We start from the raw sequence: 20,887 nt of genomic DNA on the forward strand, positions 1-20,887 counted from the left end.
CTTATGCCACCACTCACTAGTTTTTCTACCTATCTATCCGAGCTCAATCATCGTCATGTGGCTAGTAGTGCCTCGACCAATAGCGAGCTGATAGAAGCCTTGCAAAACGGGTCGTTAGATGTCGCCACCGTACACGTTTTGACCGCGGAAACCCAAAGCGCAGGTCGTGGTCAGCACGGGCGCTCGTGGCAATCACCGCGCGGCAATGTCTATCTGTCGCTATACCATCCTGTGCATATGCCAATCAGTGGCTTATTATCGCTCATCATTGGCCTTGAACTGGCGAAGATGCCTATCATTCAAATGTTGAACGAGCAACTACAATCGCAGGGACTGACCCCAATTGGTGTGAAATGGGCAAATGACTTGGGCTTTTATCCCCCTCAAGAAGCCCATCATGCATCATCGGATAACGCCGCCACACAGCAACAGCAACAGCAACAGCAACAGCACACATTACCTTTTCAAAAACTCGCTGGCATCTTAATAGAACCCGTGACCAAGTCTGGCAAATTGGTCGGTGTGGTGCTAGGCATTGGTCTCAATGTAAAAGCGGCGCCAACGCTCACCGCGCAAACCTCTGAGGGGATGAGTTATCAGGCGATAAGCTTACAAGACATTAATGAGAGGCTACCTTTAGAGACACGATCTGCGAGCCTACCAGACCTACCAATGCTCTATCAGCAGATGAGCAAAGCATTGATAGCGGCGATGACGCGCTTTGAGCATTTGGGCATAGAGCAGCCAACGGGTCATACTTATTATTTGGATAGTTTTTTGGAGCAGTTTGCGACAATGGATGCGCTATCAGGTCTGCGCTTACGCGTCACCCAAGACTATAATAACGAAGAAAAAGTCGTGACGGGAATCGCTTGCGGTGTCGACACACATGGCTGTTTGCAATTGCGCCAAGATAGCGGTAAGATTTCTACGCTTTTTACTGGACGCATCGACGTTATTTATTAGGCTTAGACAACTATATTGATGAACACCATCATTAACGAGCACTATATAAAGGGACTTTTATGCTCTGGCTTGATCTTGGAAATACCCGCCTAAAATACTGGCTAACCGATGATATCGGACAAATAGTCGCACATGATGCCAAGCAGCATTTGCAAGCGCCTGCCGAACTACTTATGGGTCTGACGGATCGCTTTGAACGTTACGCGCCTGATTTTATTGGTATCTCATCGGTATTAGGCGACAATCTAAATGCCAAAGTATCAGAAACACTCAGTCGTTTGAATATTCCGTTTGAGTTTGTCCATGTCGATGCCGCACACGCGCTGATGAAAAGTGCTTACAGTGATCAGCAGCTCGGCTGTGATCGTTGGCTACAGATGCTGGGCGCGGTCGATAAGAAAAAACGCCAGTGTGTGATTGGTTGTGGTACAGCGGTGACTATTGATTTGATTGATCATGCTGAGCATCTGGGCGGTTATATTTTCCCCAGTATCTACCTGCAACGTGAATCACTGTTCTCTGGTACTAAGCAAATCACCATCTCGAACGGTACTTTTGATAGCGTCAACCAAGGCTTGACCACTCAAGACGCGGTCCATCGCGGTATTTTGCTTTCTATCGTCGGCGCGATCAATGAGATTAGCCATCGCCATCCTAATTTTGAATTGATTATGACAGGTGGAGATGCAGCCATTATCTCGCAGCATGTTAATCGCCCAGTACGCTTGCGTGATGATTTATTATTAAATGGTTTGGCAAGGTATTTTGATTATCGCAATAAGTCTTAACCGCTTATAGATAATTCGGTTCGACGTCGACACAAAAAAAGCAGCACGTTTTGAACGTGCTGCTTTTTTATTTTATATTAGAAAATAGCTAAGGCGTCATTAGCTGTCTCTTATTTGGTCTCGTTAAACAGCTCGCGACCAACTAGCATACGGCGGATTTCACTGGTACCTGCGCCAATCTCATACAGCTTAGCATCACGCCAGTAGCGACCAAGTGGATACTCATTGGTATAGCCGTTTCCGCCAAATATTTGAATGCCTTCGCCTGCCATCCATGTGGCTTTTTCGGCACACCATAAAATCACACTGGCGCAATCTTTACGTACTTCTCGACTATGACCAGCACCGCGCGCGTCCAACATATCGAGGTTTTTACCCACAGTATATAAGAAGCTACGACCTGCTTGCAGTATCGTATACATGTCCGCAACTTTACCTTGGATAAGCTGGAACTCACCGATCGCTTGACCAAACTGTTTACGGTCATGGATATAAGGCACGACATTGTCCATCACCGCTTGCATGATACCGATAGGACCTGCGGCCAATACGGCACGCTCGTAATCTAGGCCACTCATCAATACCTTAACGCCTTCATTAAGACCACCCAAGATATTTTCGCTTGGTACTTTTACATTATTAAAAGTCATCTCACCAGTATGGCTACCACGCATGCCGAGCTTGTCTAGCTTTTGCGCGGTACCAAAACCTTCCATACCTTTTTCAACGATAAAGGCCGTCATGCCTTTTGCACCCAATTCAGGATTGGTCTTGGCATAGACCACCATCACGTCAGCATCAGGACCATTGGTAATCCACATTTTGCTACCGTTCAACACATAGCTGCCGTCTTTTTCTTCAGCTTTTAGCTTCATACTAACGACGTCTGAGCCAGCGCCTGTCTCACTCATTGCCAATGCACCGATGAACTCGCCACTGATTAGTTTTGGCAGATATTTCTGCTTTTGTTCTTCAGAACCATTACGTTTGATTTGGTTAATACATAGGTTAGAGTGCGCCCCATAGCTAAGCGCTACCGATGCCGAAGCTCGGCTAATCTCTTCCATCGCGACCATATGTGCGACGTAGCCCATATTGGAGCCGCCATACTCTTCTGGAACGGTAATACCATGTAGACCGAGGTCACCCATCTTTTGCCACAGATCCATTGGAAACTCATCACTGCTATCAATCTCAGCAGCACGTGGGGCGATCTCGTTTGTTGCAAACTGCTGCACGACATCACGTAGGGCGTCAATATCTTCGCCAAGTTGAAAATTTAATCCAGGTAAACTCATAACCATTCCTTGTTTTTAGTATTTAATTTTTACGATAATTTTTAAGACTGACGTTTATTGATTAAGGCACGTGCCACATTTGAACCATTCGGACGCTTTAAGAACTCACTGATACGTTCACCTGCCACGACTAATTTATCCAAATCGATGCCTGTGCTGATACCCATACCATGCAGCATATACACCACATCTTCGGTCGCGACATTGCCCGTTGCGCCTTTAGCATAAGGACAACCGCCCAAGCCAGCGACAGAGGTATCAAACTCACTCACACCCATTTGTAATGCAGCCAAAGTATTGCTCAATGCTTGACCATAAGTATCATGAAAATGACCCGATAGCATAGAGATATCAGCATACTCGAGTGCAGCTTGCAACGCTCGTTGTACTTTGAGCGGTGTACCCACACCGATCGTATCGGCAATACCAATCTGCTCTGAACCGATCTCAATCAACCGCTTGGTCACATACGCTACTTGGCTTGGGTCAATGTCACCTTCATAAGGACAACCGACCGTACAAGAGATAACGCCACGTACTTTGATGCCTTGCGCTTTTGCCGCAGCAGCTACTGGCGCAAAACGCTCAATACTTTCATCGATACTACAATTGATATTTTTTTGACTAAAGGTTTCGCTGGCTGAGCCAAAGATGACGATTTCATCAGGACGATGTCCGATGGCATTTTCAAAGCCACGCATATTGGGTACGAGTACCGAGTAACAAACTTCTGTCTGCCGCGTAGGTGCTAGCGCGTCAAGCAATGCGCTGTTATCGCCCATTTGTGGCACCCACTTTGGCGAGACAAAACTGGTCGCTTCCAATTTTTTAATACCCGCCGCAATCAAATCATTGATGAGCGTTTGCTTAACCTCAGTCGGTACTGTCGTTGACTCGTTTTGCAAGCCATCACGTGGACTGACATCAACGATGCTGACATGGCTTGGATACGAATGGCTCATACTTGTCGTCCTTTTTGTTATTTGCGCTTTGATGAGGCTTTCTTATTAGTCTTCGTCAGCTATGCGCTCTCACTATCGATGCGCAGTAGCTCATCACCATCAGCGACCAAATCACCTGCTGCAAATAACAGTTCTGCTACCACACCATCCGTCGGTGCGGTAATGGTATGTTCGATTTTCATAGCTTCGATGACGGCAAGTGGCTCGCCTTTTTTCACAGTATCGCCAACAGCTACTTTGAATGCAACCACTTGTCCTGGCATTGGTGACTTCAAACTGCCAACTGCTGCTGTGTCTTCGCCCACATGTGCCATGATATCAATAAGCGTAATTTCATCACGTCCGCTATCTGTGAATACGTAGACCGTCTCGTTATTCACCCAACTTTGGGCACTGATACGTGCACCTTCTAACCATAAGGTATGATTGTGCGCGTCACTGCTATCGTAGCTAATTTGACCTTCATAAATCGTTTCGGTCTGAGCCGCTACATTGATATTGCTATCATCCTGCATATTCGCGATTTCTTTACCAATGACGAGCGTAAAACTATTGAGACTATCGCTGCCTTTTTTGCTATCAGCACAACTCGCATTATGCCAATTACTGATGCGAGCGCTGTAGGCTTGCTCATCATAAACCAAGCTAAATGAACGAGTATAATCACTATAAGCACGGAAACCCGTTGGCTTGCTAAATGGATCTGAGCCCTGAGTAGTCGCTTCACTCGCAAGCTGCTGCGTAATAGCTGTCACCACAAGCGTCGATAATTCAAGAGGATGCTGGTCAAAAAGCTTATCCTGCTCGCGTTCTATCAATGCCGTATCAAGATTGGCTTTGCTAAATGAATCGGTATTTAAAATATAACGCAAAAATGCCACGTTGTTTGGCAGACCCACAATACGCGTCTGTGCCAATGCACGATCTAGTCTCGCCAACGCTTGCTCGCGCGTAGGAGCATGGACGATAAGCTTGGCAATCATAGAGTCGTAAAAAGGACTGATCACATCACCCTCACGTACGCCATCGTCAATACGCACATCGGTAATGTTAAAGGTACTATGCTCAGGCTTTTGATAAGTGAACAACGTACCTGTCGCTGGCAAGAAATTGTTGTCAGGGTTTTCGGCACAGATACGCGCTTCAATTGCATGACCGTTGATAGCCAGATCGTCTTGCGTTTTTGGCAATGGCTGACCCGCAGCAACCAACAGCTGCCACTCGACCAAATCGACACCAGTAATGGCTTCACTAACCGGATGCTCAACTTGCAAGCGCGTATTCATTTCCATGAAATAAAAATTCATAGAGTCTTCACGCTGCTCAACGATAAACTCGACCGTACCTGCACCAACGTAATCGACCGCACGTGCAGCTTCGATTGCCGCTGTGCCCATCGCTTCACGCATGGCAGTATCGACACCGGGCGCTGGCGCTTCTTCTAGTACTTTTTGATGGCGGCGCTGTACTGAACAATCACGCTCAAACAGATGCACATAATTACCATGCGTATCACCGAATACTTGGATTTCGATATGACGTGGTTTTAGCGCGTATTTTTCGACCAATACTTGATCATTGCCAAAACTGGTAATCGCTTCTCGGCGGCATGAATCTAACAAATCAATAAAATCGCTGCTTTTTTCAACGATACGCATACCTTTTCCGCCGCCACCTGCACTGGCTTTAATCAAGACAGGATAGCCAATGTCATCTGCCTGCTGCTGCAAAAACTGTGCGTCTTGATTGTCACCATGATAGCCCGGTATCAGCGGCACACCAGCTGACTCCATCAAGCGCTTAGACTCAGATTTGCCGCCCATGGCACGAATAGCATCCGCCGATGGGCCAATAAACACCAAGCCAGCATCTTGGCAAGCCTGCGCAAAGTCTGCATTTTCGCTTAAAAACCCATATCCTGGATGAATCGCCTGAGCACCCGTTTGCTTAGCGATAGCAATAATAGCATCGCCTTTGAGATAACTGTCTTTCGGTGCCGAACCGCCCAAATAGATAGCCTCATCACAGACAGCCACATGTTTGGCCTCACGATCCGCATCGGAATAAACAGCAACGGTACTGACGCCAAGACGCTTAGCAGTCGCGGCCACTCGGCAAGCAATTTCACCACGGTTGGCGATTAGAATTTTAGAAAACATAACTATCCCTGTGTCTTGTCGTTATTATTTGACGTCTTGTCTATTTACCCATTTGCCTATCATTGTTCTGCTACTAGTTAGTCTGCCGTTAACCAATCAGGTTTACGTTTTTGCAAAAACGCCTGTACACCCTCGCGGCCTTGTGTTGATGAGCGGATATCAGCAATACCTTTGACCGTGTCAGAAATCAGCTCATCTGTAATAGGTGCACCAGCGACATCGTGTAATAGCTGTTTGCAGGTTTTTACCGCGTCAGGGCTATTTTTGACGACCTTGTTACAGAACGCAGCCACTTCATCGGCCAGCCATTCTTCGCTAACACGCTCATGGATAAAACCAAGCTGACGCGCCTTTTTGGCATCAAACACTTCAGCACTTAAGAAATAACGCTGCGATGCTCTAGCGCCTAGCGCTCGGATAACATAAGGACTGATAGTAGCAGGGGCTAACCCTAAACGGACTTCGCTGAGGCAAAAGTTAGCAATCTTAACGGCGATAGCCACATCACAAACAGCAACCAAACCCATGCCTCCTGCATAAACATCGCCTTGAATAGCCGCAACTGTTGGCTTAGGACATTCATAAATAGTCTTAAGCATTTGCGCCAATTTATCAGCATCCGCTAGATTCTCTTCATAGCTATAATCCGCCATGGCACGCATCCAATTCAAATCAGCGCCTGCACAAAATGCCTTGCCAGCAGCCGCTAGCACAATGACACGTACCTCATCATCAGCACCAAGCGTACTGAATGCATCGGTCAGCTCAGCTATCATTTCATCGTTAAAGGCATTACGTATCTCAGGACGATTTAACGTCACTGTCGCCACGTGCTGCTCAACGTTAACCAATAGGCTTTTGTAATTTTTATCACTGTCTTTTTGCATAACTTTCTCTATATTTTTTATGTAAATACTTAAACAAACTCTTGGTCAATCCATAATAATGTTAATACAAGGAAACCAAGTACAAAGACTAAGCGTAGATGTACCAATCGTACTTCAAATGAAGTTGACACAGCGGTCGCTTATTATGGGAAGACCTTAGAACGCTTACATTCTAAAGACACCAAACGTCGTCTCTTCAATCGGCGCGTTATAAGCCGCGCTTAGTCCTAACGCCAATACATTACGCGTATCAGCAGGATCAATTACGCCGTCATCCCACATACGTGCGGTGGCATAATACGGATGACCTTGCTCTTCGTACATTTCACGAATCGGCGCTTTAAATGCGGCTTCGTCTTCATCACTCCACGCTTCACCTTTGCGATCAAAGTTATCACGTTTGACCGTCGCCAGTACTGATGCAGCTTGCTCGCCGCCCATGACAGAGATACGCGCATTTGGCCACATCCATAAGAAACGCGGGCTATAAGCACGACCGCACATACCGTAGTTACCAGCGCCGAACGAGCCACCGACGATAACTGTGAATTTTGGTACTTTGGCATTAGCCACCGCCATTACCATCTTGGCACCATGACGAGCGATACCTTCGTTTTCGTATTTACGACCCACCATGAAGCCAGTAATGTTCTGGAGGAATACTAATGGGATTTTGCGTTTACAGCACAGCTCAATGAAGTGCGTGCCTTTTTGCGCTGACTCACTGAACAAGATGCCGTTATTGGCAATAATCCCAACAGGCATCCCTTCGATATGAGCGAACCCGCAGACTAGCGTCGTACCAAAACGCGATTTAAACTCATCAAAGGCACTATCATCAACGATACGCGCGATGATTTCTCTGATATCAAATGGCTTGCGCTTGTCCGTTGGAATCACACCATAGAGCTCTTTGGCATCATAACGTGGCGGACGCGGTGTGATTTGATTAGGAATATTTTTTGTAGGGCGATTGAGATGACTGACGATATTACGGGCAATCGATAGTGCGTGCGTATCGTTTTGCGCTAGATGATCGACCACACCTGATAGTCTAGTATGTACATCACCGCCGCCCAAGTCTTCTGCGGTAACCTCTTCACCCGTTGCTGCTTTTACCAGTGGCGGACCACCCAAAAAGATAGTGCCTTGCTCTTTGACGATAATAGATTCATCACTCATGGCAGGCACATAGGCACCGCCAGCCGTACAGCTACCCATGACCACAGCAATCTGTGGAATGCCTGCCGCACTCAGATTTGCTTGATTAAAGAAGATACGACCGAAATGCTCTTTATCAGGGAACACATCATCTTGGTTCGGTAAGTTTGCACCACCTGAATCAACCAGATAAACGCATGGCAGATGGTTTTCTTGCGCAATTTCTTGCGCACGTAGGTGCTTTTTGACGGTCATTGGATAGTATGTGCCGCCTTTTACCGTGGCATCATTACAGACAATCATACACTCGATACCATTGATACGACCGATACCCGCAATAACACCAGCCGCTGGAATCTCTTCGCCATACATATCATGTGCAGCCATCGGTGCCACTTCTAGGAACGGTGTGCCTACATCCAATAAACGCTCGACGCGCTCACGTGGTAACAACTTGCCACGCGCTAAATGCTTGGCTCGTGCGCGCTCTGAGCCACCTTGGGCAACTTTACGCAAGTGTACATACAAGTCATCGACTATCTCTTGCATCGCGGCACTGTTTTGCTGAAAATCGCTTGAGTTTGGACTCAGTTTACTGGTTATGATAGCGCTCATGATATCCCTTTTTTTCTTATACATAGATAGATACGTAGATGTGAGTAGCTTTTTATATAAATGATACTAACTACTATTTTTAAGCGTTGCTCACATATAGTCGATTCAATTTAAAAGTAGTACAAGGCAACCGAGTGCAGATGTATGTGTGATACTTCAAGCGAGGTTAACGCTGTAATACTTTTATAGTGAAATGAATATGGTTAGTCTTTTATTTTTTAGAGCAGATAAGCAAGCTTACTACAAACCCAACTCTTCTTTCATTTGCTCAATGATTTTATATTTTTGAATTTTGCCAGTGATGGTCATTGGATATTCAGTCACAAAGCGATAGTAAGTCGGCACTTTATAGTGAGCGATATGCTCGCTACAGAACTCGCGTACTTCTTGTTCAGTCAAGCAGCCAGGTTCTTTTGGAATAATCCACGCTGCCAGCACTTCACCATAACGCTCATCTGGTATACCCACGATTTGTACATCACGAATCTTTGGGTGACGATAGAGGTAATTTTCAATTTCTACTGGATAGATATTTTCGCCGCCACGAATCACCATGTCTTTACTACGGCCGACGATTTTTACGTAGCCATCTTCATCCATCGTAGCCAAGTCACCCGTATGCATCCAACCATCTTGGATGGCCTCACGCGTTTTAAAGCGGCTGCCCCAATAGCCTTTCATCACTGAATAGCCTCGCGTAAGCAGCTCACCTGTCTCACCTAGCGGGGCAATTTCACCTGTTTCTGTATCGACGACTTTAACCTCAAGCGCAGGCTGTACCAGTCCTACCGTCGAGACCTGTTTATCAAGTGGCGTATGCTCATTGGTCTGGCAAGATACAGGACTGGTCTCTGTCATGCCATAGGCAATGGTGACTTCGCTCATATGCATCTTATCGATGACGCGGCGCATGACTTCAATCGGACAGCTAGACCCAGCCATGATACCCGTGCGAAGGGTAGACAAATCAAAGTTTTCAAATTCAGGATGGTCAAGCTCAGCGATAAACATCGTTGGCACGCCGTGCAGACCTGTACACTTTTCTTCTTCGACTGCCTGCAATACGGTCAATGGCTCAAAGCCGTCGTTTGGATATACGATACAACCGCCATGCGTGAGAATCGCTAGATTACCAAGCACCATGCCAAAACAATGATACAAGGGCACTGGAATACACAGCCTATCCTCTTCGGTAAGGTTCATGGCCTCACCGATAAAGTAGCCATTATTTAAGATGTTTCGATGGCTTAAGGTTGCACCTTTTGGCGTACCTGTCGTACCACTGGTGAACTGTACATTGATAGCATCAGTGTTTTTAAGCTGGGCTTGACGCTCAGCAACACGCGGATCATTGGCATCGCCCTCGCTCATCCACGCAGAGAATTTTTGCATAAAACCGAAGGTCTCATCCGACTCTGGCTCATCAATCCAAATGATACGTTCAATCGTCGGAATCTCAACCAAATCAAGCTGAGTGTAATCTTTATGGTAAATCTCAGGGCATAGCTCACGGATTAAACTGGCATAGTCACTGGTTTTGAAATGACGCATAAGTACCAGCGCTGAGCAGCCCAGTTTATTTAAGGCATATTGCAACTCAAAAGTGCGGTAGGCAGGATTGATATTAACGAGGATAACGCCAACTTTTGCTGTAGCCAATTGCATGAGCAACCATTCAGCATTGTTGTGCGACCAAATACCGATACGATCGCCAATTTCTAGTCCCATCTCAATCATACTACTGGCTAGCTGATTCACTTGCTGCTGTAGCTCACGATATGTCCAGCGGATATTTTGATGGCGGATGACCAGTGCTTCGCGCTCAGGATATTTGGAGACAATAGCATCAAAAAAGTCACCGATTGTCGCTTCAATCAGCGGTACATCAGGACCTTTGTCATAGCTTTGAGTAAGTGGTGCATTGGCTGAGCGTGCGCCCATATTGATACTAGGAATGTTGTTTAAAATAGTATCGAAGTCAACGCGAGTCGAATCGAGATCAGGAGTTTGAGTCATAACGAGTCCTTTCGTTTTACTTTTTATATCATTTATAAATAGCACTTATTGATAGCCTGCGTGCAAACCTTCTTCCTTGGGCAGGTCTTACATAACATTTAGCTACTATAACGCCATCAATGAAAGCCTGTCAACAATATCAATACAGTATGTATCATTTAATTAGACAGTCTGCCTTTCTAATTATTAAAAGGTAACATAGAATCATGGCAGATATTTGACACAAAAAAGCCAGCCACATCATAAGCAATGGGCTGGCTCAATCATCAATACTGTCGTTTAACTAAACTGTCTGGAAAGCATCTAATAAAGGACATTACTTATAAATGATGTGCTTTTATTAGTTTTTCAAAAGACGGTATTGCAATCGTTATGCTTTAGGAACTGCAGGCGCTTTAATCGTTACCGTTGCGCTAACGGCTTCATTGTCATCAAGCAAATCCATGATTAGCTCATCATCATTCTCAGTCTTCACTTGCCAATTGCCCACTGCTTGCGGTACACCCGTCACCATCACAGAGACAGCTTTATTTTTTAGGCGAATCATTGGTGGCTTATGATCATAACCACTGTGTTCATGACCTAAGATATCATCAGCGATAGTCGCAGCCTGCGCGCGTAATGGCGCAACATAACGACAAGCAACCCCGTTGATAGACATACAGTCGCCGATGGCATAGATATTCGCTGCATTGGTACGCAACGTCGCTGCATCCACCACGATACCTGTACGGCGATCGAATTCCACACCAGCCGCCGCAGGTAATTGCTCATCGACTGTCAGACCTGTACTGGCAATCACATGATCTACAATCAATGGCTCGAGCGGCTGAGTATCAGTATTATCTGCATCCGATGATAATGGGGCATAGTCTACTCGTAGTTTCTCGGTATCTTCGCTGTCGTTGTTATCGTCATCGTCATTAACACGAGTGACAGCTGATACTTGATAACCACCTAAGAATTGAATACCCTGCGACTCGATCGCTTTGGCGATACGTGCGGTCGCTTTGGCTGGTAGCATCTGTGAAAGCGGTGCATCGTTTAAATCAATGAGCGTTACTTTATGACCAGCCTTGAGCAGGTCTTCTGCGATTTCTGTACCCACCATACCAGCACCGACGATCGCAACGTGCTGGCTACCTGTTGCTAGCTTTTCTTGTAGCTGACTAAAACGCTCGATATGATTGACATGCCAGACCAAATCTTGCGGAAGGCTTTTAGGGAAGATAGGATGCGCGCCCATCGCTAGTACCATTTTCTCATAGCCAATAGTCGTCAGCGCATCATCTGACTGTGCAGTAGATCGTACCTGTACGGTTTGGCTCACTGGATCAATATCTGTCACTTGCGTATTGGCTAGCAACGTCACTTCTGCTATGTTCGCCGCTTCGCTACCAGATGCCCGTACCAAATCTGATGCTCGTTTGTTTTGGCTGATTGCCATCGTCAACATCGGCTTATGATAACGGTCTCCACTATCAGCCGTGATTAGAGTAATTGGAATCTCTGTGTCTTTGGCACGAATGGCATCAATGACATGCCAGCCTGCCAGTCCTGCACCAATAATAACCACACCTTTTTTTGCTGCTGTACTCGATGCTACAGATAAGTTTTCTACGCTCATATAAACTCCAACATGGTTTATGAATTATTTTAGTTATCAAAAATATTGACCGCTATTGTATCAGTAAACAGCCATTCACTCACCTATCTAGCAATTCACTTAGTCAATATCGAACTCCATGCGATGTGCTGTTGCACGCATGGTTTCACTATCTATTAATTTTTCTATACAGTATAGACTTGCATGGATGCCTGCACTTATCCCCGCTGATGTAACGACATTACAAGTATCATCACTAGCATCTACAAAACGCGTATGCGAGATCACATCGATATCAGGATAAGATGCTAAATTATCCAAATCCATCCAGTGCGTGGTTGCTGACTTACCAGTTAGCAAACCTGCCTTAGCCAACAGCAACGCTCCTGTACACACTGAAAGCGTCAGCTCTGCCAAACTTGCTTGAGTGTTAATCCAATCAATTACCACCTTATTATATATTTCTGTTTTTTCAGCACCGTACCCACCGGGGACGATTAAGACATCAATGTCTGGATGATTGGCAAAACCATAGTCAGGAATGACTTGTAGACCGTTTCTAGCGGATATTGTGGCTTGATGCTCAGCAATAGTAATAACCTTAAAGTGCTTATCATCACTAGTACTGGTAGCATTTTCAGCCAACGAAAACACCTCAAAAGGTCCTGCAAAGTCCAACACCTCTACTTCATTGAACATTAGTATGCCGACGGTTCGTTTTAGCGTCATATTCAATCCTAATTAAGTTGATAGCGTTAAATTAAATTAAACTCATCTATATTATGACTACTATCTTTTCAAACTTGTTTGATTAATAAGATGAGCCATTTCATCTGCCTTTGCCGTTTGCAACCTCTCTAATCCTGCGACTATTCCCGCTCTATTTTCAGCAGCTTTATAGTCTCAAAGCTATCTTATTTAAATTCCTTGTGTGTAAACATTATAGGCTCTAAATTGTTGTTCAAATGGCTATACAAAAAAAGCTAAATACAAAGCGCCCTATTAAAGATAGCGTTTAACTGTCTTTAATAGGGCGCTTTAGATAATTATTAGCAGGGGAAAGAAAAGTAAGCTTTAGAACACGTCTTCATATTAGCAACACTGCTATAAAAAATCGTAAATCAGAGTGTATTTAATGATTTAAAATCTTCGATAAGAACATCTGCGCACGGTCACTTTTTGCCCCTTCAAAAAACTCATCCTTACTACAGTTTTCTACGATATGCCCTTCATCCATAAAGATAATACGATTGGCCACCTGACTGGCAAAGCCCATTTCATGCGTCACGCACATCATGGTCATACCATCACGAGTCAGCTCAACCATCACATCTAGCACCTCTTGAATCATCTCAGGATCAAGCGCGGAGGTTGGTTCATCAAATAGCATTGCGACTGGATCCATGGCCAACGCTCGTGCAATCGCGACGCGCTGCTGCTGACCACCAGAGAGTTCTGCTGGATATTTCGCCGCTTGTACCGTCAGACCAACACGGTCTAGATAGGCCATCGCTTTTTGTTTGGCCTCAGACTCTTTACGACCCAACACTTTGATTTGTGCCACAGTCAAATTATCAATGATAGTTAAATGTGGAAACAACTCAAAATGCTGAAACACCATGCCAACACGGCTACGTAACTTGGGCAAGTTGGTCTTTGGATCACCGACAGAGATACCATTGACCATGATGTCACCTTTTTGAAAAGGCTCAAGTCCATTAACTGTCTTAATCAAAGTTGATTTACCACTGCCCGATGGACCACAAACAACAACGACGTCACCTTTATGTACATGCGCCGTACAGTCAGTCAGTACTTGAAAGTCTCCATACCATTTGCTGACATTGGATATCTCAATGACCATCTCATCACTAGCATGACCACTATTGGTAACCAGCCCGCCAAAGGCATTTAAGTACGTATCAGCATTGCTCATCACTGGCTCCTAACCACATTATTTTCGATAATCATTATTTAAAAAAGGTAAATCAAACGCTCAATCTAAGCTCTCAACACTCAAAAGAGCAAGCGATAGGCGTATCAAAATAGCTATACTAAAACCGCAAACGCTTTTGTAATTGTTGCACGCCAATAGAGGCACTTAAGCTAATCACAAAATAGACAGCACCAGCACCTAAGATATACGGCGTGAGTAATCCCATTAGCTCACCGCGAACGTAGGCTGCGCGGAAAAAGTCGGTCAAACCAATGGCAAATACCAGCGTCGTATCTTGGAATAAAATAATACATTGCTGCAAAATCAGTGGCAGCATCTTACGAAAGGCTTGTGGCAAGATGACCAGACGCATGGTCTGCCCATAAGTCATACCGAGCGCTTTTGCCGCATTGACCTGCCCGCTACCAATCGATTGAATACCAGCACGTACCACTTCTGAGAAGTAAGCCGCCTCAAACATCATAAATGCGACCACACAAGAAGCAAACGCAGCATCGAGTTGCAGGTACTTACCCGCTACCCAAAGATAAATCATCGGTACGGCAAAATAAAACCATAGCAGTACCAATAGCAGCGGCACGGAGCGAAAGTAATTGACGTATAGTTTAGCTGGAATCTCAAGCGCTTTGATACCTGACAAACGCATCAATGCCAGTACAGTTCCTAAACTAATACCGCCCAAAATAGCCAAAAACAGTACTTTTAAAGTGGTAAGCATGCCACCCATCAAACCAGGATAGGCTGTTGCCAATTCGGTCATATTCATTTCTGACCTCCCGCAATAAGCCCAGGCACACGCAATTTACGTTCAATCAATCCCATAATAGCGATTAAGGATAAGTTGAAAACCAAGTAAATAATCGTCGCGTAAGTATATATCTCGATACTATTTTGAGTATATTCGCTGATGGTTTTGGTTTGGCTAATCAGCTCCATTACCCCCACAAGCGAGGCCACAGAAGCGTTTTTGAAACAGTTGGTCAACTCAGAGCTGAGCGGTGGCAAGATAATACGAAATGCCTGCGGTAGCAGTACTTCTTTATAGACTTGTGGAATGCTAAATCCTAACGCATAGGCCGCATTAATCTGTCCATCTGGTAATGACTCAATACCTGTCCGTACCTGTTCAACAATACGAGCAGCGGTAAATAGGCCAAGACCAATACTGGCTGATAACATGGCTGAGGTATTCGGAGACAAATCCTTATACCACCATTCTTGTATCGTCGGCGTGAGCCAGCCAGGCGCGATATAAAACCAAAAGAACAGTTGAACCAGCAGTGGAATATTACGAAAAAATGTCACATAAGCCGTACCGATTGCACGAGCGGTCTTGTTGGGCAAAGTACGCATGATACCGAAGATAGTACCGACGACCATCGCAATGGCCCATGCGATACTACCAATCAATAGCAGCCAGCCAAGACCTGTGATCATCCAATGGATATAGAGCTCGTTGCCAATACCAGTCTGCTCAAAGAGCACACCCCAGTTCCAGCTATAATTCATGGTTGTCTCTCCGAGCAACGATTGATAAGCCTATACGTCAAATAAAATACTGGCTATCTGAACGTATAGGCAAGCTATGTTGAGGGACAATGAGCCTTACTGCGCTGCTGCTTCTTTAGGCTGAGCGCTGTCATGCGGATTGGCAATCAAGGCCTTTAAGTTGTCTGACATCTCAAAGTTTAGATTGACGTTCTTTGGTGGGATTGGGTTCAAGAACCACTTGTCATAAATGCTATTGATTTCGCCTGAGCTAAAGACATTAGCAAGTGCTTCATCGACCACAGCTTTGAATTCAGGATCATCCTTACGCATCATACAACCATAGATTTCAAACGATTGCGGCGTACCGACGATTACCCACTCATCAGGATTTTTTGCTTTGGCTTTTTCGCCCGCGAGCAATACATCATCCATCATAAAGGCATCAGCGCGACCATTTTCTAGCATTAGGAAGCCTTCGCCATGATCTTTTGCTGAGATGATATTGGTATCCATTTTATTATCATCGTTGTACTGACGGATATAACGCTCTGAAGTCGTACCTGCTGTCGTTACCAAGGTTTTGCCTTTTAGGTCTTCAAAATCTTGAATACCAGAGTCTTTTTTGGTCAACAGACGCGTACCAATTTCAAAGAAACCGTTTGAGAATGCGACTTGCTTTTGACGTTCTTCGTTATTGGTTGTTGAGCCACACTCAAAATCTACCGTGCCGTTTTGTACCAATGGGATACGAGTTTGCGAAGTAATTAGGTTATAGCGAACGTTAAGATCTGGCATGTTTAGCTTTTGCTTAACGGCTTCAACCACTTTCATTTCCAAATCGTGAGCATAGCCAATCGGTTGGTTAGGATCATCAGCGATATAAGAGAAAGGAATAGAGGAATCACGGTGACCGACGACAATAGTGCCAGAGTCTTTGATTTTCTGTAGCGTACCGTTGGTCGTGGTTTCTGTCGTCGCTGCATCATCTGCTGGCGCATCAGTGCTGGTCTGGCTGCTGTTATTACATCCCGCTAAGCCTAATGCCATAACAGCAGCTAAAGTCAACGGTTTGGAAAATGAGTATGTCATGAAATACATCCTTTTATCGCAAGATTGAGTGAGTGCTTGGACGACATAGGCCTGATTGACCCGACTGCCCCGCATCCGTACGGTTGTTGCTGTTGTTTATCACAATGCAACTTAATGTTACTGTACAACAAATTTGCAGTAGAGGGTGAATTTTTTTTGAGAGAGTACATATTTATGAATATATTTATATCCTGGCTATAAAATGTTGGCTCATAGCGGCTATCTACTCAGAACTTTGTACAAACAGCTGCTTGGTTTTTTAAGCCTATTATTAACCTTCGCTGCTTATAATCGTCAAAACAGTCTACTAAGTGAGATTGATAAATCGGCAGTAATCCCCATAAAGCAAACAACTTCTCTATACTACAAATGACTTATGACTCAAGATATCCAAGTCCCAAATACGGACAGCCAAACTACTGGCAACCATGGCAGCAACGACATTCGCCAACGTTTCTTTGTTGAAGACTCTCCCGTGCGCGGTGATGTGGTACGCCTATCACGCAGCTACGCGAGTACGATTGCGCAAAAGCCCTATCCTGAAGCCATCAAACGCTTATTGGGTGAGATGCTGACCGCAGCGAGTTTGCTAATCAGTACGGTCAAAATCAACGGTCGCCTATCTATTCAGTTGCAGTCATCAGACAGTGACAGTTTACTGAACTGGGCGATGGCAGAATGCGATCAAGACGGTATCATTCGTGCACTTGCTAGCTGGAAAGGCGAAACGGATGAGCAAGTACAAGCGTGGGACAATATGATCCATGCCAAAGAAGCCTTTGCTGAGCTTGGGGCGATGGGACAAGGCGTATTATTTATCAATATTCAGCCTGATGGTGGTGAACCATACCAAGGTATCGTTGAGCGTAGCCACGACAATCTAGCGGACTGCTTAGCACATTATCAAAAGCAATCAGCACAGATTCCAACGTTGATTAACTTGGCATCTGATGGCCTGCAAGCCGGTGGTATATTGGTACAAATGCTACCGCGTACTGCTGAAGAAACGTCTGAAGTTGAGCAAAACCAAGACGCAGGTATCGACGATGATTTATGGACGCGCTTGTCTGTATTGACGCGCACGGTAAAAGCAGAAGAACTAACGACACTGGATGCTAACGAAATACTTTATCGCTTGTATCACGAAGAAAACATCGTGGCACCTGAGCCTGCGCCTCTATCATTTGGTTGCACTTGCTCACGCGAGAAGTGTGAAATGGCAATCGAGCAAATCGGCGAAGCAGAAGCGTTAGATATCGTCGAAGAGCAAGGCGGTACATTTGAGATGGACTGCGGATTCTGCGGTGAAGTCTATAAGTTCAATAAAGATGATGTAGCAGCAATATTTGCTGAGTAAGTTTTTTTCTTACTTACTATAAGTCAATGTTTATAAAAAAACCCTCAAGCGTCATGCTTGAGGGTTTTTGTTTTTGGAATTTTAAAATATATGACTGCTTTTACGTTGAATTGCCTTTATTCTTGATGCCATTTTTTCATATAATCAATCGCCATGATATTGATTGCCTGCCAGTCAGCTAAATGTTTTTTTGAAAACTGAAGTCTTACATAGTTGTTGTACTCAGGATACATGTAATCCATTTGGCACATTCTATCTTGGTCTTCATCAACTGTAGGCATACAGCGAATCATAAAAGGTGAGTTTAGATCAATATCTCCTATATAGTATATAAAGGGATTATCGCCTGATCCAATATATGCTTCTAGTTCATAATTGTCTTTATCCAAATCTCTATTCTCTTCTTGCTTGATACTATCTATTCTAGTCGGTATATCAGCACCTTCAATTTTTGAATTTCTAGCTGCCCAACGAAACTGTATGATATCGTCGTCATGTTCAAAAATGTTTGGATCTTTGTCATTGTTGTTTAGCCCTCGACCACTTGGCCAAAAAAAATAAACGCGACCCATATCCGTCTCAAAGCTGGCGTAACTCCCTGTATCTGGTCTGACAATATGGTTTAAGGGAATGACATAACTGTCACCATTTACATCGACTTTAATTTGAGCGTTAGGGTCGTGTACATCTGGCTTGGCACAACTAATGACTATGAGTGCGCCGCCTAATAGCAAAGACACATTTCTCAATAGCCCTTTCTTCAAGGATAAAAGCATCATCGCGCAGTACATATAGCGTAGGTAACTCAAAATAATACCCACCACTCTCTACACCGCCACATCTAAACTTCTAGGATAAGAATGTATGCGCGGACGTCCAGCATAGTCACTTCGACCATTATCAAGTAGCCATTCAACCACTTGTTCGCGTACTCGTCTACTATGAATTAAGTTCATATGATTGACACCGTAGAATACCGCTTTATGACCATCTGGCACAAACAAGGCATGCTCAGCGTCATCCTCGCCTAAGGCTGAAGCCACCGATACCAAACTGTCTCCTAGCAGGTCCGTTACCTTAGAATCATAATGCGTCTCAAGCAACGCACTAGCGACAAAGTAAGTTTTAATACCACTTGGCAAGCGTGCAGGATGGCGGAAGTCTTGTGGTAGGACGCTACGTCCTTCTAATGCTTTCCAGTCCGCATCACGAATACTGCCATGACGTAGATCGATAATGCCGGCACTGCGCATATCACCGAGCTTGGCCAGTGAGCCTGCAAATGGCAGCTTGGCAATGATGTCTTGCACATAATTACCGATACGCTCAAGGACTGCCCCATGATGCGGCGAACCTAGCGTGATAAGGTTGCCCACGCGCTTGATCCAGTCTAGACGGTCTTGCTCGCCATAAAACAGTGCACTGCGAGAAACCAAGCCGCCCATACTATGTCCGACCAGATCTATCTGACTGATATTTGGGTTATCATCGACCAGCGTTTGTAGCAATTGAGAGAACTTACGGCCGCTACGAGAGATACGGCGACCTGTATTGTAATCCAGATACAGCACCGTGGTATCAGGCTGGCTGACATGAATGGCCTCACCTAAATCATTATCCGCTTGGGCTTGCCAGCTTAAATGACTCATGCATAGACCATGGCACAAAATAACGATACGGCCTGATAGCACTTCATTCTGTGGCTTGCCATCTTGAGTGTATAGCATCATCGGAATGGCGAGCGCATTTTGATTATTGACCAGATGATCACCCATGACACCATTGAGCACATTGACCAGCTTTTTTAGTGAATCTGGTAGTGGCTGCACTGACTTTTGGAGAATCAGGTTTTTGTATATGCGTAGTACAGACGCCAGATTATTACCGACTATTTGCATGACATGACGTATCGTGCCATAGATACGTCCAGTAAATCCGCGCGACCATTTATTTAAATGTTTGTCATTGAAGCGCCCCAATGGACGCAAGATAACTTCACGGTGGATGGCTTCTACGATTTCTGTAATTTCAACCACACCCATGGTAGCAAGTTGCGCCAACCCTTCAAAAAAATCAGCCAAAGATACAGGGGTTTTGTTGATTTCATCACTGTCATCTGAATCTGCTAGTAGCTTAACCAGTTCATCCATATCGATGGCTTCGAGTTGGTCGATTTGTTCATATAGATGACTGTGTAGCGGTACACTCGCATCTGGGACAAAATGCGCATCGAGCTCATGATGAGTACGAGTGTAGCTGCTATCATTTTGAGCGTCGCTGTCACTAACACTGTCGTTATAAAACACCTTTGGACTGCTCATAATATTTGCACATTCAGCGAGAAAAGTAATGGTCTATATTATCCTGTAACTGCAGCAAAGAGAAGTAAATGGTTTGACTTTAGAGCGGGATGACGACTAGCAGAGCCAGATTACTGATAAACGGTCTCGTTAGCCATCAAATCAATATGATAATAAAAAATCCCAAGCCTTAACTTGGGATTTTTATGGTTGTGAGCATTTTGGTTGTTTCTAT

The 20,887-nt window shown here is 44.9% G+C and carries 17 protein-coding genes; 3 read left to right on the top strand and 14 right to left on the bottom strand.

Features of this window, described 5'->3' with window-relative positions; translation table 11 throughout:
• Window positions 1–3 precede the first annotated feature (3 nt).
• Entirely contained in the window at window positions 4–966 is a 963-nt protein-coding gene (locus ABFV72_RS03515; protein ID WP_347162454.1) for a biotin--[acetyl-CoA-carboxylase] ligase, read from the top strand.
• A 59-nt stretch (window positions 967–1,025) separates the two neighbouring features.
• A complete protein-coding gene (locus ABFV72_RS03520) occupies window positions 1,026–1,754 on the top strand; it encodes a pantothenate kinase (protein ID WP_347162455.1) in 729 nt (242 codons plus the stop codon).
• A 110-nt stretch (window positions 1,755–1,864) separates the two neighbouring features.
• On the opposite strand, the gene ABFV72_RS03525 is transcribed toward ABFV72_RS03520, so the two are convergent.
• From ABFV72_RS03525 to ABFV72_RS03580, 12 genes are all read right to left on the bottom strand, one after another.
• Window positions 1,865–3,052, bottom strand: a complete 1,188-nt coding sequence (locus tag ABFV72_RS03525) for an isovaleryl-CoA dehydrogenase (RefSeq protein ID WP_347162456.1) — start codon at window positions 3,050–3,052, stop codon at window positions 1,865–1,867.
• A gap of 41 nt (window positions 3,053–3,093) precedes the next feature.
• Window positions 3,094–4,014 (bottom strand): hydroxymethylglutaryl-CoA lyase, encoded by a 921-nt coding sequence (locus tag ABFV72_RS03530; protein ID WP_347162457.1) that lies wholly within the window; start codon window positions 4,012–4,014, stop codon window positions 3,094–3,096.
• 59 nt (window positions 4,015–4,073) lie between these two features.
• Window positions 4,074–6,173 carry an acetyl/propionyl/methylcrotonyl-CoA carboxylase subunit alpha gene (locus tag ABFV72_RS03535; protein ID WP_347162458.1) on the bottom strand — a complete coding sequence of 700 codons (2,100 nt, stop codon included), beginning with the start codon at window positions 6,171–6,173 and terminating at the stop codon, window positions 4,074–4,076.
• A 77-nt stretch (window positions 6,174–6,250) separates the two neighbouring features.
• Window positions 6,251–7,060, bottom strand: coding sequence for an enoyl-CoA hydratase/isomerase family protein (locus ABFV72_RS03540; protein ID WP_347162459.1), 810 nt, complete (start codon window positions 7,058–7,060; stop codon window positions 6,251–6,253).
• A 165-nt stretch (window positions 7,061–7,225) separates the two neighbouring features.
• Window positions 7,226–8,836, bottom strand: coding sequence for a carboxyl transferase domain-containing protein (locus tag ABFV72_RS03545; RefSeq protein ID WP_347162460.1), 1,611 nt, complete (start codon window positions 8,834–8,836; stop codon window positions 7,226–7,228).
• Between the two features lie 240 nt (window positions 8,837–9,076).
• The gene (locus tag ABFV72_RS03550; RefSeq protein ID WP_347162461.1) at window positions 9,077–10,852 is read right to left on the bottom strand and encodes an AMP-binding protein; all 1,776 of its coding nucleotides are present in this window, start codon (window positions 10,850–10,852) and stop codon (window positions 9,077–9,079) included.
• 370 nt (window positions 10,853–11,222) lie between these two features.
• Window positions 11,223–12,479, bottom strand: a complete 1,257-nt coding sequence (locus ABFV72_RS03555; protein ID WP_347162462.1) for an FAD-dependent oxidoreductase — start codon at window positions 12,477–12,479, stop codon at window positions 11,223–11,225.
• Window positions 12,480–12,578: 99 nt separating this feature from the next.
• Window positions 12,579–13,187 carry a DJ-1/PfpI family protein gene (locus ABFV72_RS03560; RefSeq protein ID WP_347162463.1) on the bottom strand — a complete coding sequence of 203 codons (609 nt, stop codon included), beginning with the start codon at window positions 13,185–13,187 and terminating at the stop codon, window positions 12,579–12,581.
• Between the two features lie 403 nt (window positions 13,188–13,590).
• On the bottom strand, window positions 13,591–14,322 hold the full coding sequence (locus ABFV72_RS03565) for an amino acid ABC transporter ATP-binding protein (protein WP_057762314.1): 732 nt from the start codon (window positions 14,320–14,322) through the stop codon (window positions 13,591–13,593).
• Window positions 14,323–14,512: 190 nt separating this feature from the next.
• The gene (locus ABFV72_RS03570; RefSeq protein ID WP_101205580.1) at window positions 14,513–15,181 is read right to left on the bottom strand and encodes an ABC transporter permease subunit; all 669 of its coding nucleotides are present in this window, start codon (window positions 15,179–15,181) and stop codon (window positions 14,513–14,515) included.
• The gene (locus ABFV72_RS03575; RefSeq protein ID WP_057758328.1) at window positions 15,178–15,924 is read right to left on the bottom strand and encodes an amino acid ABC transporter permease; all 747 of its coding nucleotides are present in this window, start codon (window positions 15,922–15,924) and stop codon (window positions 15,178–15,180) included. Before ABFV72_RS03575 ends, ABFV72_RS03570 begins: the two co-directional genes overlap by 4 nt.
• A 96-nt stretch (window positions 15,925–16,020) precedes the next feature.
• Window positions 16,021–16,995, bottom strand: a complete 975-nt coding sequence (locus ABFV72_RS03580; protein WP_180958124.1) for a glutamate/aspartate ABC transporter substrate-binding protein — start codon at window positions 16,993–16,995, stop codon at window positions 16,021–16,023.
• A gap of 376 nt (window positions 16,996–17,371) precedes the next feature.
• On the opposite strand from ABFV72_RS03580, the gene ABFV72_RS03585 reads away from it, so the two are divergent.
• Complete coding sequence (locus tag ABFV72_RS03585) at window positions 17,372–18,352, top strand: Hsp33 family molecular chaperone HslO (protein WP_347162464.1); 981 nt, start codon at window positions 17,372–17,374, stop codon at window positions 18,350–18,352.
• A gap of 116 nt (window positions 18,353–18,468) precedes the next feature.
• Here the strand turns inward: ABFV72_RS03585 and ABFV72_RS03590 are convergent, their stop codons facing one another.
• Entirely contained in the window at window positions 18,469–19,131 is a 663-nt protein-coding gene (locus ABFV72_RS03590; RefSeq protein WP_347162465.1) for a hypothetical protein, read from the bottom strand.
• Window positions 19,132–19,179: 48 nt separating this feature from the next.
• Window positions 19,180–20,673 (bottom strand): alpha/beta fold hydrolase, encoded by a 1,494-nt coding sequence (locus ABFV72_RS03595; protein WP_347162466.1) that lies wholly within the window; start codon window positions 20,671–20,673, stop codon window positions 19,180–19,182.
• Window positions 20,674–20,887: the final 214 nt, after the last annotated feature.

The sequence above is a fragment of the Psychrobacter proteolyticus genome, from assembly GCF_039762275.1.
GTDB lineage: Bacteria > Pseudomonadota > Gammaproteobacteria > Pseudomonadales > Moraxellaceae > Psychrobacter > Psychrobacter proteolyticus_C.

What these genes read in the sequence shown, in the direction of transcription:
- ABFV72_RS03575 (WP_057758328.1), bottom strand. Translation starts at nt 15,924, where the DNA reads ATGAATTATAGCTGGAACTGGGGTGTGCTCTTTGAGCAGACTGGTATT.
- ABFV72_RS03520 (WP_347162455.1), top strand. Translation starts at nt 1,026, where the DNA reads ATGCTCTGGCTTGATCTTGGAAATACCCGCCTAAAATACTGGCTAACC.
- ABFV72_RS03585 (WP_347162464.1), top strand. Translation starts at nt 17,372, where the DNA reads ATGACTCAAGATATCCAAGTCCCAAATACGGACAGCCAAACTACTGGC.
- ABFV72_RS03590 (WP_347162465.1), bottom strand. Translation starts at nt 19,131, where the DNA reads ATGATGCTTTTATCCTTGAAGAAAGGGCTATTGAGAAATGTGTCTTTG.
- ABFV72_RS03580 (WP_180958124.1), bottom strand. Translation starts at nt 16,995, where the DNA reads ATGACATACTCATTTTCCAAACCGTTGACTTTAGCTGCTGTTATGGCA.
- ABFV72_RS03525 (WP_347162456.1), bottom strand. Translation starts at nt 3,052, where the DNA reads ATGAGTTTACCTGGATTAAATTTTCAACTTGGCGAAGATATTGACGCC.
- ABFV72_RS03535 (WP_347162458.1), bottom strand. Translation starts at nt 6,173, where the DNA reads ATGTTTTCTAAAATTCTAATCGCCAACCGTGGTGAAATTGCTTGCCGA.
- ABFV72_RS03515 (WP_347162454.1), top strand. Translation starts at nt 4, where the DNA reads ATGCCACCACTCACTAGTTTTTCTACCTATCTATCCGAGCTCAATCAT.
- ABFV72_RS03560 (WP_347162463.1), bottom strand. Translation starts at nt 13,187, where the DNA reads ATGACGCTAAAACGAACCGTCGGCATACTAATGTTCAATGAAGTAGAG.
- ABFV72_RS03540 (WP_347162459.1), bottom strand. Translation starts at nt 7,060, where the DNA reads ATGCAAAAAGACAGTGATAAAAATTACAAAAGCCTATTGGTTAACGTT.
- ABFV72_RS03570 (WP_101205580.1), bottom strand. Translation starts at nt 15,181, where the DNA reads ATGAATATGACCGAATTGGCAACAGCCTATCCTGGTTTGATGGGTGGC.
- ABFV72_RS03530 (WP_347162457.1), bottom strand. Translation starts at nt 4,014, where the DNA reads ATGAGCCATTCGTATCCAAGCCATGTCAGCATCGTTGATGTCAGTCCA.
- ABFV72_RS03555 (WP_347162462.1), bottom strand. Translation starts at nt 12,479, where the DNA reads ATGAGCGTAGAAAACTTATCTGTAGCATCGAGTACAGCAGCAAAAAAA.
- ABFV72_RS03595 (WP_347162466.1), bottom strand. Translation starts at nt 20,673, where the DNA reads ATGAGCAGTCCAAAGGTGTTTTATAACGACAGTGTTAGTGACAGCGAC.
- ABFV72_RS03565 (WP_057762314.1), bottom strand. Translation starts at nt 14,322, where the DNA reads ATGGTCATTGAGATATCCAATGTCAGCAAATGGTATGGAGACTTTCAA.
- ABFV72_RS03545 (WP_347162460.1), bottom strand. Translation starts at nt 8,836, where the DNA reads ATGAGCGCTATCATAACCAGTAAACTGAGTCCAAACTCAAGCGATTTT.
- ABFV72_RS03550 (WP_347162461.1), bottom strand. Translation starts at nt 10,852, where the DNA reads ATGACTCAAACTCCTGATCTCGATTCGACTCGCGTTGACTTCGATACT.